The organism is Acinetobacter gandensis (assembly GCF_001678755.1).
Taxonomy (GTDB): Bacteria; Pseudomonadota; Gammaproteobacteria; order Pseudomonadales; family Moraxellaceae; genus Acinetobacter; species Acinetobacter gandensis.
Window position 1 is genome coordinate 69,543 of sequence record NZ_LZDS01000003.1, and the last position, 22,327, is coordinate 91,869.

General features: G+C 39.0%; 22 protein-coding genes and 4 tRNA genes. 6 read left to right on the forward strand and 20 right to left on the reverse strand.

The features are described from left to right. The first annotated feature begins 77 nt into the window (after positions 1-77). Positions 78-809, forward strand: a complete 732-nt coding sequence (gene gloB / locus A9J31_RS02245) for a hydroxyacylglutathione hydrolase (RefSeq protein WP_067762159.1) — start codon at positions 78-80, stop codon at positions 807-809. A 71-nt stretch (positions 810-880) separates the two neighbouring features. Here the strand turns inward: gloB and A9J31_RS02250 are convergent, their stop codons facing one another. Together A9J31_RS02250 and A9J31_RS02255 are read right to left on the reverse strand one after the other, a co-directional pair. After that, a complete protein-coding gene (locus tag A9J31_RS02250) occupies positions 881-1,153 on the reverse strand; it encodes a hypothetical protein (protein ID WP_067762161.1) in 273 nt (90 codons plus the stop codon). A 93-nt stretch (positions 1,154-1,246) separates the two neighbouring features. Then, positions 1,247-1,549 (reverse strand): hypothetical protein, encoded by a 303-nt coding sequence (locus A9J31_RS02255; RefSeq protein ID WP_067762163.1) that lies wholly within the window; start codon positions 1,547-1,549, stop codon positions 1,247-1,249. 730 nt (positions 1,550-2,279) lie between these two features. Between A9J31_RS02255 and A9J31_RS02260 the strand changes: the two genes are divergently transcribed. Continuing rightward, entirely contained in the window at positions 2,280-2,483 is a 204-nt protein-coding gene (locus A9J31_RS02260; protein WP_067762165.1) for a hypothetical protein, read from the forward strand. Between the two features lie 330 nt (positions 2,484-2,813). On the opposite strand, the gene A9J31_RS02265 is transcribed toward A9J31_RS02260, so the two are convergent. From A9J31_RS02265 to A9J31_RS02290, 6 genes are all read right to left on the reverse strand, one after another. Next, positions 2,814-2,898 (reverse strand) — tRNA-Leu (locus A9J31_RS02265). A 72-nt stretch (positions 2,899-2,970) separates the two neighbouring features. Next, positions 2,971-3,055: transfer RNA gene (locus tag A9J31_RS02270), tRNA-Leu, on the reverse strand. A gap of 40 nt (positions 3,056-3,095) precedes the next feature. After that, positions 3,096-3,169: transfer RNA gene (locus A9J31_RS02275), tRNA-Trp, on the reverse strand. Between the two features lie 35 nt (positions 3,170-3,204). Next, positions 3,205-3,289 (reverse strand) — tRNA-Leu (locus A9J31_RS02280). Between the two features lie 107 nt (positions 3,290-3,396). After that, positions 3,397-4,209, reverse strand: coding sequence for a protein kinase domain-containing protein (locus tag A9J31_RS02285; RefSeq protein ID WP_245668192.1), 813 nt, complete (start codon positions 4,207-4,209; stop codon positions 3,397-3,399). Next, complete coding sequence (locus tag A9J31_RS02290; protein ID WP_067762170.1) at positions 4,199-5,710, reverse strand: DUF3336 domain-containing protein; 1,512 nt, start codon at positions 5,708-5,710, stop codon at positions 4,199-4,201. Before A9J31_RS02290 ends, A9J31_RS02285 begins: the two co-directional genes overlap by 11 nt. 188 nt (positions 5,711-5,898) lie before the next feature. On the opposite strand from A9J31_RS02290, the gene A9J31_RS02295 reads away from it, so the two are divergent. Beyond that, positions 5,899-6,771 (forward strand): ATP-binding protein, encoded by an 873-nt coding sequence (locus tag A9J31_RS02295; RefSeq protein WP_067762172.1) that lies wholly within the window; start codon positions 5,899-5,901, stop codon positions 6,769-6,771. A 74-nt stretch (positions 6,772-6,845) separates the two neighbouring features. Here A9J31_RS02295 and A9J31_RS02300 read toward each other — a convergent pair whose 3' ends face one another. Continuing rightward, positions 6,846-8,189: an amidase gene (locus A9J31_RS02300; protein ID WP_067762174.1), complete on the reverse strand. Its 1,344-nt coding sequence runs from the start codon at positions 8,187-8,189 to the stop codon at positions 6,846-6,848. Next, positions 8,186-9,481, reverse strand: coding sequence for an MFS transporter (locus A9J31_RS02305; RefSeq protein WP_067762176.1), 1,296 nt, complete (start codon positions 9,479-9,481; stop codon positions 8,186-8,188). The genes A9J31_RS02300 and A9J31_RS02305 overlap by 4 nt, the downstream gene beginning before the upstream one ends. A gap of 97 nt (positions 9,482-9,578) precedes the next feature. Between A9J31_RS02305 and A9J31_RS02310 the strand changes: the two genes are divergently transcribed. Next, the gene (locus A9J31_RS02310; protein ID WP_067762178.1) at positions 9,579-10,547 is read left to right on the forward strand and encodes an Lrp/AsnC family transcriptional regulator; all 969 of its coding nucleotides are present in this window, start codon (positions 9,579-9,581) and stop codon (positions 10,545-10,547) included. 64 nt (positions 10,548-10,611) lie between these two features. Here A9J31_RS02310 and tsaD read toward each other — a convergent pair whose 3' ends face one another. Then, on the reverse strand, positions 10,612-11,628 hold the full coding sequence (tsaD, locus tag A9J31_RS02315; protein ID WP_067762180.1) for a tRNA (adenosine(37)-N6)-threonylcarbamoyltransferase complex transferase subunit TsaD: 1,017 nt from the start codon (positions 11,626-11,628) through the stop codon (positions 10,612-10,614). 147 nt (positions 11,629-11,775) lie between these two features. Between tsaD and rpsU the strand changes: the two genes are divergently transcribed. Together rpsU and A9J31_RS02325 are read left to right on the forward strand one after the other, a co-directional pair. Further along, on the forward strand, positions 11,776-11,991 hold the full coding sequence (gene rpsU, locus A9J31_RS02320) for a 30S ribosomal protein S21 (protein WP_001136722.1): 216 nt from the start codon (positions 11,776-11,778) through the stop codon (positions 11,989-11,991). Positions 11,992-12,029: 38 nt separating this feature from the next. Then, on the forward strand, positions 12,030-12,476 hold the full coding sequence (locus A9J31_RS02325; protein WP_067762182.1) for a GatB/YqeY domain-containing protein: 447 nt from the start codon (positions 12,030-12,032) through the stop codon (positions 12,474-12,476). A 103-nt stretch (positions 12,477-12,579) separates the two neighbouring features. Here the strand turns inward: A9J31_RS02325 and A9J31_RS02330 are convergent, their stop codons facing one another. From A9J31_RS02330 to A9J31_RS02370, 9 genes are all read right to left on the reverse strand, one after another. After that, on the reverse strand, positions 12,580-13,194 hold the full coding sequence (locus A9J31_RS02330) for a GNAT family N-acetyltransferase (protein WP_245668193.1): 615 nt from the start codon (positions 13,192-13,194) through the stop codon (positions 12,580-12,582). Positions 13,195-13,207: 13 nt separating this feature from the next. Then, positions 13,208-13,570 carry a hypothetical protein gene (locus A9J31_RS02335; RefSeq protein WP_067762186.1) on the reverse strand — a complete coding sequence of 121 codons (363 nt, stop codon included), beginning with the start codon at positions 13,568-13,570 and terminating at the stop codon, positions 13,208-13,210. A gap of 172 nt (positions 13,571-13,742) precedes the next feature. Then, positions 13,743-15,182, reverse strand: coding sequence for a M48 family metalloprotease (locus tag A9J31_RS02340; RefSeq protein WP_067762274.1), 1,440 nt, complete (start codon positions 15,180-15,182; stop codon positions 13,743-13,745). An 84-nt stretch (positions 15,183-15,266) separates the two neighbouring features. Further along, positions 15,267-16,235, reverse strand: coding sequence for a 2-hydroxyacid dehydrogenase (locus A9J31_RS02345; protein WP_067762188.1), 969 nt, complete (start codon positions 16,233-16,235; stop codon positions 15,267-15,269). A gap of 43 nt (positions 16,236-16,278) precedes the next feature. After that, the gene (locus A9J31_RS02350) at positions 16,279-16,914 is read right to left on the reverse strand and encodes a hypothetical protein (RefSeq protein ID WP_067762190.1); all 636 of its coding nucleotides are present in this window, start codon (positions 16,912-16,914) and stop codon (positions 16,279-16,281) included. Positions 16,915-17,122: 208 nt separating this feature from the next. Continuing rightward, entirely contained in the window at positions 17,123-19,012 is a 1,890-nt protein-coding gene (locus A9J31_RS02355) for a M48 family metalloprotease (RefSeq protein WP_067762192.1), read from the reverse strand. 91 nt (positions 19,013-19,103) lie between these two features. Continuing rightward, positions 19,104-20,642, reverse strand: coding sequence for an amidophosphoribosyltransferase (gene purF, locus A9J31_RS02360; protein WP_067762194.1), 1,539 nt, complete (start codon positions 20,640-20,642; stop codon positions 19,104-19,106). A gap of 24 nt (positions 20,643-20,666) precedes the next feature. Then, entirely contained in the window at positions 20,667-21,254 is a 588-nt protein-coding gene (locus A9J31_RS02365) for a CvpA family protein (protein WP_067762196.1), read from the reverse strand. Between the two features lie 5 nt (positions 21,255-21,259). Beyond that, on the reverse strand, positions 21,260-22,261 hold the full coding sequence (locus A9J31_RS02370; RefSeq protein WP_067762199.1) for a quinone-dependent dihydroorotate dehydrogenase: 1,002 nt from the start codon (positions 22,259-22,261) through the stop codon (positions 21,260-21,262). Between the last annotated feature and the right edge of the window lie 66 nt (positions 22,262-22,327).

Here is a 22,327-nt window from a genome sequence, read left to right on the forward strand (position 1 = left end):
CAACCACATGATCAATAAGCCATTACACTGCATTTCATGTTAATTTAAATAAAACAAACCCAATTGTAAGAGTGAAAATGACTTTTAAAATACACACATTAGATGTCAAAAATGCCCTACAAAACTATATATGGCTACTCGAACATATACCGAGCCATGAGGTCATTGCTGTCGACCCGACAGAAGCAGAATTGGTTGAACAATACTGTGCAGAACATGGCTTAACACTTCAACAAATTTGGCTGACACATTGGCATAAAGATCATGTTGGCGGGGTGCCCGCACTAATCCAAGATCGAAATATTCCAATCTATGGGCCACGTGCTGAATTATCCCGTATTCCTTGGATTAATTTTCCTTTAGATCATGATGACATATTCGAATTTCATGGTCTTACAGTTGAAGTTACTGCTGTTCCTGGACACACACTCGGCCATATTGTTTATTTTATCGATGACATAAACACCCTATTTTGTGGAGATACGCTCTTTGCTATGGGGTGTGGACGTGTTTTTGAAGGAACATATGAGCAAATGTACGACTCTTTAGCACGTATTGCAGCATTTCCAGCAGAAACAAAAGTTTACTGCACCCACGAATATACACTTTCAAATGCGCAGTTTGCACGGCATGTTGAACCTGACAATATCGCGATTCAGCAACGTTTTGAAGAGGTTGAATCTTTACGCATGATTGGTCAATGCACTTTGCCCAGTAGCATCGCTTTAGAGCTTGAAACCAACCCTTTTTTACGTGCTGAAAGTGTAGAAGATTTTAAACGCTTACGTGATTTAAAAGATAATTTTTGATTTGATCAGTATGAAAACATATAAAAAGAGGCAGCTTATGACTGCCTCTTTTTTATAAAATAGGTAATTGCTTACAAAATCTGGTTGGTAACTGCAAATACATCCAACTCGGTTTGGGTAACAACACGCACTGCTTGCATTTCATCAATACGCACTAAAAGCAATCCACCCAAAGCAGGCTGATAGCGACGCGCACTACCAAAAGGTGTATATGAAACTTTAGATTGTTCTGAAAAAACCAACCAATCTTCATGGCCTAACATCACCCCAACCGGTACTTTCCCCTGCTGTTGTATACGTTCAATTTCTTCATGCACATATTGCTCAATCGTTTGCATATTCATTCATCATATTTGCTACTCGCACAGTATATAAGTTTTCAAATATGGATTTAGTAGAGTTTTCTACAAATACACCTTTCATTATGAATATTTATTTTATCGATTTTGCTTAAACTGAGCCTGCATATCTTCAAATGCATCATTAAAGCCAATCAGCGAAAGCTCACTATATTGCACAGTATCAGCACCTGTTAATTGATAGCCTATTCTCAACAGATTGCCTTGCTTAAATTGTATCACTAGATCATTTGCATCTCGAAATAGCCCCTCACGCGCACTGACCGCTAAATGATGATCGACCTTTAGAAAACTTAGTGTATTTTTCGCATGACTATGACCAACACTGATACTGTAATCATCATTTAAACGCATCACCGTAATATGATTTTTACGCATCATACAGAAATGCAAATTGTCGTTGGCCTGTATACGACAAGAAATTTTCCAGCTTGCCCTTCCAATTAAAACCCTTTCCTCTTTGTTCTGGATTGCATTGTGCTGAGCTGCATTGACCTGCTGAATAAGTGTCGTCATCCGATCATTTGGGGTACAGCAGCCAAAGTAACCGTACAAAATAGACTAATAAATGGAATGCAAAGAAGTATAACTTTATTCACAACTGTTAAAATTAATATCAAAAGCAATGGCATTATACGCAGTCAAAGCATGATTTAAACAATCATAACTAATTAATTTTTATATAATATTTATTATTTCACACAATTTTAAAAAACTGCTTTTTAGTTCACTTTTCAAATATTACCTTTAGCCAACTTCACTCAATTCAACATGACTTCATCCCGATTTGAAGGATCAAAACACTTTAGATCCAGCATACATTTAATTTGTACTATCGCACTATATCTAGTTTCCATTTATCAAGCATCTGTAGAATCTTTTAAAAAGCTTTGTTTCACTATGAACAATTTATGAAATAATAATATTTACTTACATTAAGATTATTTCATGTATTAACAAAAACTTATGATATAAAAATATTATATTAAAAGTTATTTCTGTTTATTAATCACTCAAAATTGAATATTTTATATAAAACTTAACTTTTCGCCCTTTAAAAAATATTTTGACACCCCTATTTAATAAAGAATGATTGATAAGGAGTTCGCTCGTGAAAAAAGTAGTTAAAGCAAAAAATGTGGTTGCGTTTCGTCTTTGGTTAGAAAAACTTGGTTATTCAGTACGCTCACTCGCGGACAACCGCGGTTTTACCTTCAGCTTTAAAAAAGAATACGGTCTTGTAACTGTGGATTTATCTGGTAATGCTTTAGCTATGCAGCTTGGTGAAGAATTTGAAGATCACTTAAAGGCTTAAGTCCGATCTGATTCTTTTTTTAATTTTTGAAATAAATGAATTAATTCAAAAATTTTTTTGAAATTTAAATCATTAATAGCCCGATTTTTCGGGCTTTTTTTATAGCAGCATTTATGTAATTTTTCACAGTTAAGAATCGTAGTTAAGTGCTTCAACACTTGTGTGACAAAACAACTCTTAATAGAACGCAAGGCATCTTAAATAGTGAGCTGTTTTAGAAGCCTATAGCAATATTTCAGTATATATCAGGCGAATCATATACATTTTGCATTTGAAAAATTTGGACACCCCAAACGCAAAAAAGCAAGGCCAATGCCTTGCTTAATTTAATGGTGGGGACGGAGAGACTCGAACTCTCACACCTCGCGGCGCTGGAACCTAAATCCAGTGCGTCTACCAATTTCGCCACGTCCCCATCAGGGTGCTGAATAAATCAGACTTAAAATATTAGTTTCAAATTCTGTTGTTACACCGCTTAATAAATAAGTGGTGGGGACGGAGAGACTCGAACTCTCACACCTCGCGGCGCTGGAACCTAAATCCAGTGCGTCTACCAATTTCGCCACGTCCCCAACAGGGTTGCTGAATCAATCAGACTTTTAATTTAAAACTTGGCAGAGGATCAAGGACTCGAACCTTGACGAACGGTTTTGGAGACCGTCATGCTACCATTACACCAATCCTCTGTAGCCTAACTATCAAACCGAAGTTTAATATTTAGTGGTGGGGACGGAGAGACTCGAACTCTCACACCTCGCGGCGCTGGAACCTAAATCCAGTGCGTCTACCAATTTCGCCACGTCCCCAATGGCTGTGTATATTATAGAGATCACCTGTACATGACAAGCCTTTTTTATAAAAAAGCCTCTTGTTTGTTTAAATAAAAAACAAAAACCTCTTTTTTGTATTTTTCTTAAGCAAATTCAGCTATTAAGGTGCTTTTTAAGCGATAAAAATCCACCATTCTTTGCTGTTTTTGTTTATCCAGCATCAACATGAGTAACGGTTGAAATACACGGAATTGCTCAGGTAGATCAATTCTTAATCGCTGACAATGTAAATAAGCCCAATCTTGATAATTAGCGGCCTGTAATCGTTGTTCTGTGAGCCATTCAAGGAAAATGATGCCTAAAGCATAGATTTCACTTTGTATAGATTTAGCCTGTCCTTGAAACAACTCAGGTGCCATATAACGTGGAGTCGCCGTCATCAATCGAGATTGATGTTCTATTTCTAGTGATTGTTCAAAATCAATGAGCTTGCACTGCCCTTGCTGAATCACAAAGTGCTCTCTTTTCAAATCTGCATGTAAATAACCAGCAGCATATATTTTTTCTATCGCATCTATAGCAAGCCAAAGTATTTGTCGAACTTGCTCAAGACTCATTTGTTCAGCAGCTTGCTCAAACAACCCTACTGCATGCTCAATAATAAGCAGTTGTTCAACCTGCTCATTTTCAATGCATAAGTTGTTTGGCTCTAACATTTGATAATTTAACAGCAATGCTTGCGACGAAGGATGCTGAGCAAATATCTCATACATGTTTAATTCATGCTGAAAGCTCTCAAGATGAGTTTGATGACCACCGTGCTTAATTTGGGTCTTTAACCAATATCGCTTTTGATTAAATGTAAATTGATACAGCCGTCGACCAAAAACCAAGCTCTTTGGCTTGGTTTTTAAGCTATAACGTAGTTGTGCTAACGGTAAGTCGCTAAACGGCAATATACTCTGCCTGACATTGTTCGGGTTCATGCTGATAGTTTAACAGTTCAAGACAATGCTGGATGGTTTTCCCTACCCGCGCCTGTGTTTCAATTAATGAAATTTTAGGCCAAGTTGCACGCTCACCTTCTCGCTGAAGTACCTTAAATAAGTATGGTCGTGGATTTTGCAGCATATAACTGTAGTGACGTAAACCATATTTACCCACAATATTTACATCACCATAGTAACGCTGATCGACTACCCCATAACCATGATCGAGCAAGCGCCGAACAGGCGGTATACTTCCCACACGTTCACGTGCAAAGTCCATAACACCTTTACTAATCACCTTCCCTTGTCTACGTACAATGCGTTCAGGCCAACTCAGCATACTTTTACGAAAACGCGCTGCATCATCCTGCATGAACGGCACAATATGTGGATTCACTTGGCTCGCGATGCTGTAGTTAATATTATATAAACGCGCCATTTTTTCTTGTGGGAAGTCACTTCTCACACTGCCATCCACCCAACGGGTAGCGGACATATAAGGGGTTAGTTGTCCATCATAGCGCTTACTGGTTAGACGTACTGGTGGAAATAAGATAGGCACTGCACACGAAGCCAAAACAGCACTCCACACCAATAAGTCTGGTGATGTATAGGCATTCATAATGCGGGCATCTTGCGATGCATCATAAGGCGCTACCGCAATATTAATGTGTAGACCAGATTGCTTATAGGCTTCAGCAAAGGTTAAGTCACCTAAGTTCTCAATCAGAAATTTTTTGAGATACTTCACATCTGCCAGGCCACCATTGCCCTGTATGAGCTCACTGAGCTTACGGAAATGAAATGCTTCACTAAAGAAGTTGTGTCCATTTAATAGTCCTGCAAAGTCAGAAGGTTTCGATACCCCTAACATTGCCGTCATAATCGCTCCCGCACTTGAACCCGATAAAACTTTAGGCAACAAGTCTTGCTCCATGAGCGCCTTACACACACCTGTATGAAATAACCCTAAAGTTGAACCTCCTGAAAACATTAAAACAGGTTGACCAAAAGCAGTTTGGCTTTGTTTAAAGAATTCAATTTTTTGCTCAACATTTAGACATGTACATTCTGCTGAAGCTATAAAAGCTAAGCTCTTACTCACTTCTTCTACATAATCTTCAATGATTTTTTTTGTGCCTACATAAGCTTCTGTAAACAATAAGGGATGAGCAATATTGCCGATATCGTAACTCAGCCCCTCACTTAAGATATACATCAAGTCACGGGTACGTTGTTGTGTGCGGTAACGTTTTAATAAACTTAATCGATGTGAAATTATTTCTGCATCAAAATAAGGAGAACTATTGTCAAGTTTCCACTCTTGAGCGCCCGACTCTTCATCAATTTTGAGCGCAATACTTTTCCATTCTTCATAACTTTCAGCATGTTCGAGCTGGCGTTTTAATTTTTTTAAGCGATAGGCCTGATGGGGATTTATATTCTGTGAAAAATCTTTAAACAACATGATGATCCCTCTAGGCATTTTTCTTGTTAGCAACAATAGATTTATAACAACATTTTAACTGAATCAATGGTGCCTGATCGATCTAATTTACATTCAAATTTGACATATTTCATCCAATTCATACACGTATTTATGTAAACTGAGTCTTATACATCCATACACAACAAGACAAGATAAGCTGACTCATCATGGCAACAATTGATTTACCTGACAACATCCTTGAATCGCTTTCCACTGTACTCCTGCAACTACAACATAGTTTGCCAGAACTCAAGCAAGCACCCGATTTTTCAAGTATGGCTTTCAAATGGCAAAACCAACAACTAAAAGCGATCTATCAACCTAAAGTCATGTATTTAGATGATTTAAAAGGTATTGAACGGCAAAAAGAAAAAGTCATTCAAAATACCTTACAGTTTCTGAATGGTCTGCCTGCCAATGATGTTTTGCTTACAGGTTCACGTGGTACGGGTAAATCATCCATTGTTCGTGCCCTACTGACTGAATATGCTGAGCAAGGTTTACGTTTAATTGAAATTGAACGTGATGATTTGTCTGAATTACCACTAATTCAAGAACTGATTGAAGGTCGTCCCGAAAAGTTTATTGTTTATTGTGATGATCTTGCTTTCAATGCTGAAGACGAAAACTATCGCAGTCTAAAAAGTGTCTTAGATGGTTCACTCCAATCTGGATCTACAAATTTCATTATTTATGCCACCAGTAACCGTCGTCATTTATTGCCTGAATTTATGCATGAAAATACGCCTGTCACACGTGTAGATGTTCCACAATATACCGAACTTCACCCGCAAGAAGCGATTGAAGAAAAAATATCACTTTCAGATCGTTTTGGACTTTGGTTATCGTTCTACCCAATGGATCAAAATTTATATTTAGAAATTGTTGAACACTATTTGGCTAAAGCCGAGATGCCATGGACAGATGAAGCGCGTGCTGAGGCACTACGTTGGTGTCAGGCGCGAGGACAACGTTCTGGTCGTGCTGCCTATCAATTTTCAAAGCATTGGATTGGGTCAGAGCAACTTAAACAAGCCTAGAGCCAAAAAACTAAATAAAAAAAGAACCGTAATAGCGGTTCTTTTTTTGAATATAACAAATGATTCGTTAATTCTTAATCCTGACAAATCGGCGGCAGAATAGAGCGAATATTTAAACCATTAGCAATTTTCTGAACGATGTGCATCACATCAACATCATTCGCTTGATATGAAACCAACTGAATACCCATCGGCAGTCCGCTTTCACTTTGAGCAATTGGAAAAGCATAACTTGGTGCATCTAAATAATTAAATGGACGCGTGTATTCACCCACATGACTAAACTCGGTATCCTTTGTGTTTGACACAGCTGCAAGGAATGGGCTCACTGGAAACAGCAAACATTGACCATTTAAAGAGGCTTTAAATGATTGCTGAAATTCAGTTCGCTCTGCAATCAATGACTCGTATTTTTCCTGTGAAATACTCTTACCGCGTAACACACGCTGACGAACTAATTCCCACATCTGTGTTTCAGAATCTTCAGCTGTATCTCCATGATATAAATAACTTTCATAAGCAATAATGTCAGAAGTTCGGTCCGATAAATCATGAAAATTGAAATGTGTAGGTGGTTGCCAGTTTTTAATTTCGATTCCCAATGATTCGATGCGTTTTAGCCCTTCGCGCCAAAGTGTTAATACCTCAGGCTCAAGCGGATATGGAAATGCAGATTCATCTAAAGCATAAATTACATTTTCACTTGATGCCGCTTCAACATTTACATCCATCAATACATTGACTAAAGCGCTAATATCATCTGCAAATCGTGCAAAAGGCCCTAGAGTATCTAAAGTTTTGGATAAAGGTACTGCACCCGTGTCGGCAATTTTATGGGCTGAAGGTTTAAAACCAAATATGCCATTTAATGCTGCTGGTGTACGAATCGAACCACCTGTATCACCGCCAAATGCCAAGGGACTAAGACCACAAGCCACCGCAACCGCTGAACCTGAAGAAGATCCACCTGGCGCATATTGCTGTTCCGCCCACGGATTTTTAGGTGTACCCTGCATTGGATTTTGCCCAGAAAGACCAAATGCCAACTCGGTCATTTTAGTTTTACCTAAAATCACAAAACCTAAATTTTTTAACTGATCAACCAGTTCACAGTTCGCTTGTGCTTTTTGATCTAGATAAACTGTACCTGCATGGGTGATATGACCCGCTACATCCAGATTATCTTTTAGTAAAATTGGCACACCATGAAATGGACTCAATCGTGTGCCTTGCTGAAGCAACTCATCTAAATGTTGTGCCTGTTGCAAAGCCTCGATTTCGAATAATTCCGAAATACAATCTAGATGTTTAAATGTTTGGTTTCGATCAATATAAAATTGAACTGTCTCTACTGAAGTTATCTTTTTGCAGGCAATCTGGCGACCTAGCTCAAGTGCAGATAAATTCACAATATTCATTTTATATCTTCCAAACCTTTTCCTGCCGTTTCAGGCATTTTAATAAATGTGATTAATGTTAATAATGCGCCAACCAACACCATAAAATAGAAGTAATCTTGTTTACCAATACTTTGCAGCCAAGTCAGCACATACGGTGTAGTGCCGCCGAGTAAAGCCACCATCAAATTGTAAGGTGCGCCAATACCGACAGCTCGTACTTCTGTCGGAAACTGTTCAGACATGACAGCTGGGCCAATGGCGGTATATAAAGCATATAAAACCAAGCCGAAAAGCTCGACCAATAAAATTGATGCAAACGTACCATCCATCCATTTAATGATTGGATAAAAGAACACTAAATATCCCACGGCAAATACGATCAACTGTGGTTTACGCCCAATTTTGTCTGATAGCCAGCCAAACACAGGCTGACACAACATAAAGATAATTAAGCCAACCGTATTGGCAGCAAAGGCGGTTTGTGGCTCTGCACCTAAAACTTTAATGGCATAGGTCGGGACATAAACCACAAAAATATAGAATGCAAATGTTGTTAAGATAGAAATACCGACAATACGGAGCGTTTCCTTCGGATGACGTTTAATCAGTACAGCCAAAGGATTTTTTACTGATTCTTTTTTATGGGTCATTTCGCTATCAGGTACTGATTTACGAATCCACATACCCACCAAGCCGCCAATCGCACCCAAAATAAACGGAATACGCCATCCGTATTCGCTCATTTGCGTTTCAGTTAAAGAACTTGTTAAAGCCCAAGCAAGACCTGAGGCCATCAAAATACCAATCGCTGAACTAAAAAACATAAAGCTCGAATAGAATCCGCGTTTATTTTTTGGTGCCATCTCTGAAAGATAAGTTGCCGCTGAAGCGAACTCACCACCCAAAGATAGACCTTGAAGTAATCGCGCTAATACCAAAATAATCGGTGCAAAAATACCAATTGATTCATAGGTTGGTGAAAGACCAATCATCAAAGAACCACCTGCCATCATTATGATGGTTGCGGCCAAAGCGGCTTTTCGACCATAGCGGTCAGAAAAGATCCCTAATACGATTCCACCTAATGGGCGCATGAAGAAACCTACAGCAAAAATTGCGAAGGTCGCAAGCAAGGATGCGGTTGGATCATCTGATGGGAAAAATTGTTTCGCGAAAAATACTGCAAATGTGGCATAAATCGTCCAATCGAACCATTCAATAGCATTTCCTACAGTTCCTGCAAGAATAACTTTCTTTTGTGATACATTTCCTTGGGTGGAAATTGAGTTTTGCATTTTTGACTCATCCATAAGCGTCTCATTTAATATTTAGACATAAATACAGGCTGTATTTTATTTTCTAGACTTAAATTTAGATTATAATTAGTTTTTAGACAAGTCAATTATCATGAGTGAATCTTTTAGTTTCGACGAAATCGATACTGCATGCATCAAAGCTCTTATCTCTAATCCGAGAGGATCATGGCGAGAACTGAGCCAGATTAGTGATGTCCCTGAAAAAAAGCTGTCTCGACGTCTGGGTAAATTGCTAGATGACCAAGTTATACGAACTGCAATTGAATTAAATCCTGTGGTTGCCAATAAGGGTTACACCGTTCATGTCTGGATCAGTGTGAAATTTGGCAAGGAAAAAGAAGTTGCACAATTTTTTGCAAATCGCCCAGAAGTGCGCATTGTCTTTCTAACTACAGGACTTGCAGATATTTTCCTTGAAATTGGATTAGAAAAGGCCGCCGATCTCTCTGTTTGGATGCATGACTTTGTCACGCAAATTCCGGATATTAAAACCGTTGAAACCCAAGCCGTATTAAAACCCTTTACTTGGGCCAGCAAACCCAAAGCTTTAGATGGCACAAGCGATAAAAACGTCAATTTTAGAAGTTTGACTGAAACAGAATTAAAACTAATTCATGCTCTGTCAAATGATGGGCGTTCATCTATTAAAAGTTTGGCAGAACAAATTGAACTCAGTGAACATAAAACGCAGAAATTATTGAATGATTTATTGGAAGAAGGCATTTTCAATATTCGCGTTGATGTAGAACCCAGTTTGATGGGCTATAAGTCCGAAGCGATTATTTTGATTAAAGCCCGTCCAGATGCGGCAAATCAAATTGCCAAAACCTTGTCTGAACTTAAAAACACACGCTGCCTATTTGGCATTAGTGGAGATTCACAATTTTTCTGGCATGTCCTATGTAATGATTTAAGTGATTTATGGAAATTAATTACTGAAGATCTTGGTAATTTTGAAGGCATTCAATCATGTAATACCAACATGGTGACATTGGCCTTAAAACGTGCTGGTTTTATGCGAAAAGTTAGTAGTGCACAATTATTTTCAAATTTAAATTGAAACAAAAAAGAATCGCAATTGCGGTTCTTTTTTGGCTTTAATGCATTTAACGTTTTAGATGTAATTAAGCTTCACTTGGATTGCTTAACTCAGTCATCGGCCAACGTGGTGTTGTCGTAACCGACAAGCCATCGTGCTGACCCGCTTTTAAACGTTGGTAACCTGCGAAAGCAATCATTGCACCGTTGTCTGTACATAAAGCAGGTTCTGCATAATATACCGATGCTTTAATTTTGGCTAAATCAGCTTCTAAACGTTCACGTAAACGACTGTTCGCACTTACACCACCAGCGATCACCAAACGTTTTAAACCCGTTTGTTTTAACGCTTTCACTGATTTTTTAACTAAGGTATCAACCAATGCTTCTTGGAATGAAGCTGCAACGTCTGCATCACGGTTTTCACCATCCAATTTTTTCAATTGAACCGAAACCGCAGTTTTTAAACCACTGAATGAGAAATCTAAACCTTGATGCAACATAGGTCGTGGAAATTCGAACGCATTCATATCTCCATTTGCAGCAAGCTTAGAAATATTAGGTCCACCAGGGTATGGCAAGCCCATCATTTTTGCGACTTTATCAAAAGCCTCACCCGCAGCATCATCAATCGACTCACCGAGTAATTCATACTGACCAATACCATAAGCAGCCATTAATTGAGTGTGTCCACCCGATACCAATAAAGCTACAAAAGGAAATTCTGGTGGAGTTTTAGACAACAAAGGCGCCAACATATGACCTTCCATATGATGCACGCCAATTGCTGGTTTATTCAGAGCAAATGCCAGTGTGCGGCCAAATAATGCACCTGTCATTAATGCCCCCATCAAACCTGGACCACGTGTATATGCAATGGCATCAATGTCTGATTTGTTTACACTACTTTCTTCAAGTAATTGTTTAATTAATGGAATTAACTTACGCACATGGTCACGTGATGCCAATTCTGGCACAACACCGCCATATTCTGCATGCAGTTTAATTTGGCTATACAATACCTGCCCGAGCAATCCCTTTTCACTGTCATACAGTGCGAGTCCAGTCTCATCACACGAAGTTTCTAAGCCTAAAACGATCATTAAACTGCCTATAACCTATATCAAATCTATTGCTTGTGCCATTATAGACTTGTGGTATGAGATGTAAATGAGTAAAATATTGCACTTCACTTGTGATCAAGGGCAATAACGCCTGCGATCTTATCCATAACTTAATGAGGATTCTTCATGCCACAAGTTAAATTGAAAGAAGGCGAACCAGTAGACGTAGCTATCCGTCGTTTCAAACGTTCATGCGAAAAAGCGGGTGTTCTTGCTGACGTTCGTAAACGTGAATTCTACGAAAAACCTACTCAAGAACGTAAACGTAAAAAAGCTGCTGCTGTTAAACGCTACCAAAAGAAATTGGCGCGCGAATCAGTACGTACTACACGCCTTTACTAAGATTAATTTGTGATTGATTGACTACCTGGACAAGATAAATGACTACTTTAAAAAACCAAATTACTGACGTTTTGAAAGCAACAATGCGTGCTAAAGAAATGGATAAGTTAACGGTAATACGTAGTCTTCAGGCAGCGATCAAACAAATTGAAGTCGATGAGCGCAAAGAACTTGACGACGCTCAAGTTCTTGCGGTCATTGAAAAGCAAATCAAACAACGAAAAGAATCGGTTAAAGCCTTTGCAGGCGCTGGCCGAGAAGATTTAGCTAGTAAGGAACAAGCCGAAATTGAGATTTTGTCTCAGTTTCTACCAGAAGCTATGACTGAGGAAGAACTTGATTCCATCATTGCGCAAGTTATTACTGCGCAAGAAGCTACTAGCATGAAAGATATGGGTAAGGTGATGAACTCTCTACGTCCGCTCATAGCCGGACGTGCCGATCCTGCACAAGTTTCAGCTAAAATTAAGGCGAAACTCTCTTAATCTTTCAACACCCATTGTTTGATTTGGTCTATTTAAGTTGCTTATTCTGTTCTTTGAATGACCTTAAATAGCCAATCATCATATTTATATTTTAAGACTGTTTTTATTTCTTTTCTAAAACATAGCGACAAATATCCCGCATACTTCCATCAACTGGATTTTGCACCTTACCTTGCTGTATTTCTATTATTTTAAAATCTACTTTTTCACATAGCTTACGCGCCAAGACATTTTCTGTATCAACAAAAGCTTCCAAACGCTGAAAAGACCATTGGTTCATCAAAGTTTCAGCAAATAATTTGAGTGCTGTACACATATAACCTTGTTGCTTAAACTGTGCATTCCCCCAAAAACCAACTGCTGCTGAATTTTTCTCCCAATTAATTTCGTGAATATCCATCACACCTAAAAAATTTTTACAGTCTTGATCTCGAACAACATATACAAAATTTTCTTTATTTAAGAGAGCCTGCATTCTTGATAAACAAAATGCGTGCGATGCTTCAAGATTTGGCTCTTGCAGCGACCAAATCAAACTTGCAGGAAATTTTCTCAACTCAATTAATGAAGCCTGAATAGCAGCATACAATTCAGCTGCATCTTTCTGTTGTAATATTTTTAATTCAATCTGGTCGTTTTCAATAGTGAAATGATCTAACGTTAGTTGGCCGCCTTGCTGATCCATAATTCTCTCATTTTTATTATCAAAGCATAGCAATACAAAAACAGTATTAATTTAATGAACACTGGACATTATATTTTTTTAAGAGCTGCATTTCACGAGATGAAAGCACTTGCTGAATGACATCTTGCTTGGTCATATTTCGATATTGGCGATCTAAAAAATCTCGATTTTCATCCGCTGCACGATAAAGATCATTAACATATGTACCAACAATGCCACAAAATTGAGCCTGTTGTGACACAGTAAAACCAGATTGCTGTGGATCTAAATTGCCTAAAAATCCACGTACATCTTTTTTATATTTTTCATTGATGTCATTTACTGACAATACATATTGTTCAGCACTTGCAGCAAACACACCCTGCATTACAACACCCATTAAGCAAAATGCTAAAATGACTTTTTTCATGTATCAACATCTTTGGATTAAAGTTATAAAACAAAATGAGTTTATCACCGAACAATCAAAGCACCAAAACTCGAGCAACTTAAAAATTCAATAATAAAGCCAAATCAATCACATACAAAGGAACAACCACATAATCTATCAAATTTAAATTCTATATTTGCGCAAAAATATTTTATATTTTCAACATACGCTCTTTTTGCATTTCACCAACGCGCTGTTTAACTTTAGCTTCTAGAGATTTCGAATCTTTAGCCAAACGCTGAGCTTGCAATAAAGACTTAATGGCGCTTTCCTCCTGCCCAGTCCAATACTCGACTTCAGCACGATAGCGCAAAACATTTACAGAGCGATAAGCACCCGATTTATCCGCATTGGCCAATTGCAACATCAATCGCCAACCACTGACATCACGTGGATTAGATTGTAAGAAACGCTGCAAAATGATCTGCGCTTGTCCAAATTCTTTATTTCGTATTAATGCTTCAGCATATTTGTAATTCAGCGCGCGATTTTCTGGCATAACAACTGCTGGACTACGGATCGTAGTTAATGCCTCTTGAATCTTATTTTGACCCAAGTAAACATCAGTTTGTAACAATAGCAATAAAGCATGATTTGCATTTTGCAGCTTAGCATCATTTAGTATTTTTTGTGCTGCAGCATAATCACCTTGTTGTACCTGTAAACTTACTAGCGCCAATTCTGCGGCATAGTTCTTTTGTGCAACCATTGCATCTAGCTGTTGCTCCGTCACTTGACCAGAAAGTACACGGCTATACCATTTTAAAATTTCAAAATCTTGATCAAGTAAACTTGTTTTGACAGGTGGAAGCTGATTGGCACGTAATCGCGCCTCACTCATCCGCTCAGTTGTTAAGGGGTGAGTCAACCAAAAGTCTGGCAAAAAGCTCACCCGACTAGTCGCGCGATGCATCACTTCAAAAAAATCAGCCATACTTTGTGGGTTATATCCAGCACGATACATATACTGCATACCAATACGATCTGCCTCACGCTCTTGATTACGACTATATGTGAGCTGCTTATCCATTAATGCCGCTTGCGACCCCATCATGACAGCAGCACCAACATCTCCGTCTGCCTGAGAGGCAACAAGAGCACCAACTAAAATGCCCGCTAGTGACAATAAACCCTGTCCTTTAAAGGCTTCTTGCGAGCGACTGTAATGACGTTGTGATACATGTGCAATTTCATGCGCCATCACCCCTGCCACCTCATCCATATTTCGTGCAGAATTAATTAGTCCTGCATTTAAGGCAAATAGGCCACCCGGTACAGCAAAGGCATTAATTTGGGCATCATTAATCAACAGCAAACCAACAGGCTCACTAATTTGCGTTTGACTAAGAATATGAGTAAAAACAGCAAGTAGGCGATCTTCCAACCAAGGATTTTGCGTCACAGGTAATTGACGATGTACTTCACGATAAACTTTTTCACCAATCGCGCGCTCTTTCTGCTGATCAAGCAAACCAATGCCACTACCAATTTCTGGCACATTAAATTGAGGGGTTGAATTGAAATCTACCGAATGCGTTTGCGCCAGACTCGAACAAAGACCAAGACCACATGCCAGTATTATTTTCTTCAAAATACAGCCCACTTTATAAATTCAATCCCACTAAAATATAGCATTGAAAATCGTATAATTATGGAAGAATCTGTTGTTAATTCATTATTCGAATACAGGATTCACCAAATAGCGCGGCTGCTTATCAGACAATGCATCGATTAAATTTTGATATGCCAATTCAGCCATACGCTTACGCGTCGCATGTGTAGCCGAACCCACATGTGGCAACGTAACTACGTTATTCAGCTGAAAAAGCTCAGAACTATGCAGCGGTTCTTTCTCATATACATCTAAACCAGCTGCAAATATTTGCTTATCTTTAAGTGCTTGAATTAAAGCTTTTTCATCAACTACAGCACCACGAGAAATATTCACCAAAACAGCATTGGCTTGCATGAGTGCCAACTCACGCTCACCTATCAAAGCCTGTGATGCTGCGTTTAAATCAACTGCAACAACAACGAAGTCTGATTTTTTCAGTAAATCATCTAAAGCACAAAACTGAGCACTGAAAGCTTCTGCGACTTCAATCTTTTCACGGCGATTATGATATAAAACGTTCATATTAAAGCCATGAAATGCACGACGTGCAATTGCTGCACCAATATGACCTAAACCGATAATACCGATGGTTTTACCAAAGATATCCATCCCAAACTGACTTGGCCCAACCGTTCTTGACCACTGCCCTTGCTTGGTCCATTGATCCAATTCAGGTATTCGACGTGCAGCACTCATGAGTAGACTAAAAGCTAAATCTGCTGTGGTTTCTGTCAAAACATGTGGCGTATGGGTTAACCAAATTTTCTGCTGATTTAAATAACTCAAATCATAATTGTCATAGCCCACACTCACACTCGAGATCACTTTTAACTTTTTTGCATATGCTAAATTTTTCGAATTGAGTAAACGTCCTGCACCAATCATTGCATCAGCATCGGCACTGTGTTCTAAAATTTGCTGATTGACGTCGCCTAATTTTGGATTGATGTTAACGACTTTAAATTGTTGTTCTAAACGTTGAAGAATTTCTGAATCTATCTGACTAAATACCACGACTTTTTTTTGCATTGCTTTCCCGTGTATTGACTAAACTTTGATTTTTAAGCCGCCTTTAAATCATTTTATTTTGCATAAACTGCCAAAGGCGTTTTTTTAATTTAGGTTGATCGATCATTTGTTGTAATGAAGCCAGTGGATAAATCTTTGAATGCGCTAAATGAGGAATATCACCTAGGCATAAGATGTTTTTATCCAAACTTATCGCATCAATAAAACCCTGTACATATGATGCAGCACCACGTCCATCCTGTAAATTTACCCAAGCAAATGGCCATTGTAATGTATAAAATTGCGATGAAACCGCACGTTGTATATTAGCCCACAGTAACTGTTGATCTGCTGTCAACTCAGTGGAATCAATCACAACTACACAGTGCTCCAAACAAATAGCCTCAAGGCTAAATGCCGCTATTTGTAATATTGGACGTTGCTCCTCCTGCTGTTTTGTAACAGGTACAACATCGTGCTGCGGCTCAACAGGCACTTCATTTACCTGTTTGGTCTGTACTGACTGTGAATCAATTTGAGGAATGTTTTTTAGAATAATTTCTGAAACGGGTTGTAAGGCTATTTCAGGCGCGACCTGATCACGCCAAATGCTTGGGCTATATTGCTGACACGGTGCAGCCTGAGGAACCCAAAGGTCGATTCCCATTGCCGCCATTATGCTTCGCTGATGCCCAATCATGTTTTCATCATCACCCTATTCAGGTTTGGTATTCTAACGGTTATGTAGATGCTTTGCTGAACTTTTATAGATCATTCAGTTTAGCATTTTAGCCCTAATTTCACTCATTCAAGCGACAAATTCTTATTTCATCTGCATGAGTCGCCCAATATAGCCCAGCTTAGCGATTTCTTGTTTATAAGCCTATAACCACTGTTTAATTCAATATTTAAATAATCATAAGACTATTTTTTTTCTGCATAATCTCAATCATTTCTTCCGCTTCAAAACCAATTCGCCAATACAAGAGTTGCAATACGTCTAATTCATCTTGCGTAATGATTCGATCGTTCCACAAACATATTTCAGCCACACCCAAAATACTCAATCGCTCACGTAATAACAGTCCCGCAATATCATTCAATATTTCAGCTAAATCAATCGGTTCGTCCGAAATGTCACGGTAATGTTCCAGCTCATCTTTACTTAAAATACGACTTAATATTTTTTCGCGAACTTCGAGCTGATTATCACTATTGATTTGCTGCACATGCAATAAAGCATCAATTAAACGTACGATACTTGGTTTAACATCTTCCAAAGACGTTGGCGTATGAGTTGGGAGTAGATTCAACTCATGTTTAACTGTTTCTAACAGCAAAGCATCGAGTAATCCAATCTCCCCATCTTCTTGAATAATTCGTGCTAGCTTAGTCAAGAATTGACGTGAAATAGTCGCAGGCATTGAACCAATGTTTTTACATGCTTCATGGAAAATGGAGATATGTACGCGCCCATCTAGATGCAATAAAGCATCTACAATCGCGCGACTCACTTCAGCTTCAGTCGGGATAAACTCTCGATACTGACGAATCATGAGGATTGCCACCATCACTTCACGTGAACCAGTTGCAGTTTGCAATGCACGTTGAATCAATTCTGGGCGCTGCCAATTATCACGTATTTCAGGATTAAGTGGCTTAATCGCATCCTTTAAAGCAAAACTAATCGGCGATAAACGCAATAATGGTAATGGCTGCGGTGAATTCCACGGTGTAGTGATGTCTGGACTGGCTTCCTCCAAAGAACGGAATAAGTTAAACAAAGGTTGATTGCGTAATTTCTTTAAATTTTCCAGTTGTAAATCTTGTATCAATGCGGGATTCAACTCAAAAATACGCTGCTCAATACTTGGATGAATATTCATCCAATTTTGCTGACTTAAGGCATTGGCAAAGCACATATGCGAAATAGATTCTGCATATTCACTGTGAATTTGTGAACCCGAGTGATGCACATAAATTCGTAGTAAGGTTTGAATATTGGCATCGTTCTGAATTAGGCGTTTCGTTTTCTGGTCATTTCGATAAGTCCGCGAACCAAGTGAAATGTATTTAATAAAACGTGAAATCAGTACACCTAAGCTACCAATTAGCCATATAACTGCACCAATTGCGACAAACAATGTTTCAAATTTATTGTCACGAGCCTGACCATTTTTATAAAAACCACGTTTAGCAATCTTACTTCCCCACTGACTAAAGGTCGTTAAACCGCTATATAAAATCTTTAAACGTGTATTTTCAGCAGCTTCGCCAGATAAAATTTTATTAAATTCATGGCTCAATAAACCATACATTTCCATTTCATCTAGGGTTTGCAGTGCTCCCCAAGTTAAAATGATGGATGTATCTTTAGGATTAAACCCTGCGGTTAGTGCATTTACCCCCACTTCATCTGGTAAAACATAAAGTGCCGGTGTTCCAATTAAGAAAGTATCAGCAAGTTGCTCTGTCATACGCAAAGCGAGACTTTCTTCAGGAATGCTTTCTATTAAGCTTAAACGACGCGCACCTAATTGCTTTGCAAGTGAATAACCACCTAAACGAAAGGTATAAAATTCGTAGATTACAGAGATCAACATGATCAGCAACACAGCTGCGATCAAAAAAGGACTTAATACATGCCAATAAACAGATTGTGTTGAATCGTAATAGTTCACAATCAAACCGACGATGACATTAATAATCGCAACCGTCATAAATACCGCAGCCATGCACATGGTGACAGGCCAAAACATATTTTTGTTTTTTATAAAATCATAACCCACGCTTCTCAATGTAATATCCTTAACTTACATTGTCTTTTGTTTGCTCATCATAAATGAAAAAAGCGGGAAATTCCCGCTTTTTCAGTATGTTTTAACCAGATTATTCTTCACGAACACCAGTTAAATCTACAGAAGCTGCATCAATGTTTACATCGATATAAGCTGGTTTTTCGTTCTTTGCAGAATCGTTACGTTTACGCTCTAGTGCAGCAAGATATTCTGCATCAATGCCACCTGCCACGTATTTACCATCAAATACAGAACAGTCAAAGTCTTGTAGCTCTGGCACTTTCTTTGTACGTACTGCTGATTTAAGATCTTCTAAATCTTGGAAGATTAAACGGTCTGCACCAATGATTTCACGAATTTCTTCAACACTACGCTCAGATGCAATCAATTCAGATTTAGCTGGCATATCAATACCATACACGTTTGGATATTTCACCATTGGTGCAGCTGAAGCGAAGAATACTTTTTTTGCACCAGCATCACGCGCCATCTGAATAATTTCATTACACGTTGTACCACGTACAATTGAGTCATCTACAAGTAGTACATTTTTACCTTGGAACTCAAGCTCAACAGGGTTCAACTTTTGACGTACAGATTTTTTACGTAATTGTTGACCCGGCATAATAAAAGTACGACCGATATAACGGTTCTTCATAAAGCCTTCACGGAACTTCACACCCAAGGTATTAGCAAGCTCAAGCGCAGAAGTACGTGAGGTATCAGGAATTGGAATCACCACATCAATGTCGTGTTCTTCACCCCATTCGCGTTGAATTTTCTGAGCAAGTTTTTCGCCCATTTTCAAACGTGCTTTGTAAACTGAAATACCATCAATTGTTGCATCCGGACGAGCAAAGTAAACATACTCAAAGATACATGGACGATATTCAGGTGCTGCTGCACATTGCTTCGTATGCATTTCGCCCGTCGAGCTAATATAGATTGCTTCGCCCGGTGCAATATCACGCTCAACCTTAAAGCCAAGTGCTGTAATCGCAACAGACTCTGAAGCAATGATATATTCCATACCATTTTCAGTTTCACGAGAACCGTAAATTAATGGACGAATACCATTTGGATCACGGAAACCGACTAAGCCTTGACCGGTAATCATGGCAACAACAGCATAACCACCTTTACAGCGCTCATGTACACGTGAAACGACATGAAAAATATCATCTGCAGATGGAGTCAATTTGGCACGTTTTTGCAATTCATGTGCAAACACGTTTAATAATACTTCCGAATCTGAATCTGTATTCATGTGACGCAAGTCAGTTTTGAACAAATCTTCATGAATTTCAGCAGCATTGGTTAAGTTACCGTTATGCGCAAGCGTGATGCCATAAGGTGAGTTTACATAGAATGGTTGGGCTTCAGCACTACTTGAAGAGCCCGCTGTTGGGTAACGCACATGGCCAATACCATAGTTACCTTGTAATGCACGCATGTGACGTGTGTGGAACACATCACGCACCATACCCGTATCTTTACGCAGGAATAAACGACCATCCTGACAAGTTACGATCCCGGCTGCATCCTGTCCACGATGTTGTAACATCGTTAACGCATCAAACAACATTTGGTTAACAGGTGATTTACCAGCTATACCAACTACTCCACACATAGCAACCTCGCAGACAAGCTAGGGTTAATAAAAAGGATTATTCGTTGACTCGCCTGATCCAGAACGTCCATGCTTGTTCTGCGACTCAGAAGAATAGTCAGAAGATTTCTCGGCATCTTCAGACTTAATATGATGTAAGGCTTGATTTGCAGCATCTTTGGACATGGCAGTCGCCCAAGGTGCATACGGCAATAATGTCTGTACCATTTTCGACTGTTTCCAGTGCGGTGAGCTTTCCACCCAAGGCCCAATGCCTTGCATGGTGATGAGCACTACCAACAACCCTTTTAGGCTCCCAAACACACCACCAGCTAAGCGATTTAATGGCCCAAGCTTAAGTGTTTTCAGAATACTATTTAACAGCCAGGTCGCAACCCATGTCATGACCACAATCAACAGCACGATAAATGCAAACGCAGCAATTTTTTGAACCACTGGATCTGTACTGAGTGAAACCATCGAAGGTGCAAGGACGGTTGCATACTTTGCTGCAATAACAAGTGCAAGAATCCATCCAACGAAGTTCGCAAAGGCTTTAATAAATCCTTGTCGCAAACCGTTCAGCCCTCCAATGAGCAAAATAATCAGTATAAAGATATCAATGGTATTCATGATCTTTAAAGTGCGTCTACGCAATCTTTTACAAGTGTTGGACCTGTATATATGAGGCCACTATACACTTGTACAAGGCTTGCACCTGCTTTTTGTTTCGCCACTGCATCTGCACCCGACAAAATACCACCCACACCAATCAATGGAATGCGACCATTTAATACTTTTGCAAAGGCAGCGAGACATGCGGTACTTTTTTCAAATACAGGTGCTCCAGATAAACCACCCGCCTCATCACCAAATGGTAGGCCTTCAACGCCTTCACGTGACAATGTGGTATTGGTCACAATCAAACCATCTATTTTAAAGGTTAACAATTGCTGTGCAATAAATTGAATATCTTCAGGTTCAAGATCTGGAGCAACTTTAAGTACCAATGGCACATAATGTTGATTTTCATCAGCCAATTCAAGCTGACGCTTTTTCAAAGTTTCTAACAGTTCAGTCAAAGCATCGCCACTTTGTAAGCTACGAAGGTTCTTTGTATTAGGAGAAGAGATATTAACAGTAATATAAGAAGCGTAATTGTAAACTTTTTCTAGACAAATCAGATAATCATCAACAGCTTTCTCCACTGGAGTCACTGCATTTTTACCAATATTGATACCCAAAATACCTTTGAATTTCGCAGCTTTTACATTTTCAATCAGTTTATCCACGCCATCATTATTGAAACCCATACGGTTAATAATAGCTTTTGCTTTCGGTAAACGGAATAAACGCGGTTCAGGATTACCTGATTGAGGAAGAGGTGTGATCGTACCAATTTCAATAAAGCCAAAACCTTGGCTCGCCAATGCATCAATATATGCACCGTTTTTATCAAGACCGGCTGCTAAACCCACTGGGTTTGGAAATTGAATTCCCATACATGTCACTGGTTTAGATGCGATGTTTTGGCGCATCATTCCTATCTTGTGAGAGGATTTCAACAGTGACAATGTCAGCTCATGTGCACGCTCTGGTGCTAAACTAAACAACAAAGGGCGGGCTAGAGAATACAACATATCTATAAAAGTCTACTGCTTTTTAAGTCGGCATATTATAGGCATAGCATCACAAAAACACCATGC

Coding starts and splice junctions, on each gene's coding strand:
- A9J31_RS02325 (WP_067762182.1), top strand. CDS start 12,030: ATGACTACTTTAAAAAACCAAATTACTGACGTTTTGAAAGCAACAATG.
- A9J31_RS02250 (WP_067762161.1), bottom strand. CDS start 1,153: ATGAATATGCAAACGATTGAGCAATATGTGCATGAAGAAATTGAACGT.
- A9J31_RS02370 (WP_067762199.1), bottom strand. CDS start 22,261: ATGTTGTATTCTCTAGCCCGCCCTTTGTTGTTTAGTTTAGCACCAGAG.
- A9J31_RS02300 (WP_067762174.1), bottom strand. CDS start 8,189: ATGAATATTGTGAATTTATCTGCACTTGAGCTAGGTCGCCAGATTGCC.
- A9J31_RS02310 (WP_067762178.1), top strand. CDS start 9,579: ATGAGTGAATCTTTTAGTTTCGACGAAATCGATACTGCATGCATCAAA.
- A9J31_RS02255 (WP_067762163.1), bottom strand. CDS start 1,549: ATGATGCGTAAAAATCATATTACGGTGATGCGTTTAAATGATGATTAC.
- tsaD (WP_067762180.1), bottom strand. CDS start 11,628: ATGATCGTTTTAGGCTTAGAAACTTCGTGTGATGAGACTGGACTCGCA.
- purF (WP_067762194.1), bottom strand. CDS start 20,642: ATGTGTGGAGTAGTTGGTATAGCTGGTAAATCACCTGTTAACCAAATG.
- gloB (WP_067762159.1), top strand. CDS start 78: ATGACTTTTAAAATACACACATTAGATGTCAAAAATGCCCTACAAAAC.
- A9J31_RS02350 (WP_067762190.1), bottom strand. CDS start 16,914: ATGATTGGGCATCAGCGAAGCATAATGGCGGCAATGGGAATCGACCTT.
- rpsU (WP_001136722.1), top strand. CDS start 11,776: ATGCCACAAGTTAAATTGAAAGAAGGCGAACCAGTAGACGTAGCTATC.
- A9J31_RS02290 (WP_067762170.1), bottom strand. CDS start 5,710: ATGTTGTTTAAAGATTTTTCACAGAATATAAATCCCCATCAGGCCTAT.
- A9J31_RS02335 (WP_067762186.1), bottom strand. CDS start 13,570: ATGAAAAAAGTCATTTTAGCATTTTGCTTAATGGGTGTTGTAATGCAG.
- A9J31_RS02365 (WP_067762196.1), bottom strand. CDS start 21,254: ATGAATACCATTGATATCTTTATACTGATTATTTTGCTCATTGGAGGG.
- A9J31_RS02305 (WP_067762176.1), bottom strand. CDS start 9,481: ATGGATGAGTCAAAAATGCAAAACTCAATTTCCACCCAAGGAAATGTA.
- A9J31_RS02345 (WP_067762188.1), bottom strand. CDS start 16,235: ATGCAAAAAAAAGTCGTGGTATTTAGTCAGATAGATTCAGAAATTCTT.
- A9J31_RS02295 (WP_067762172.1), top strand. CDS start 5,899: ATGGCAACAATTGATTTACCTGACAACATCCTTGAATCGCTTTCCACT.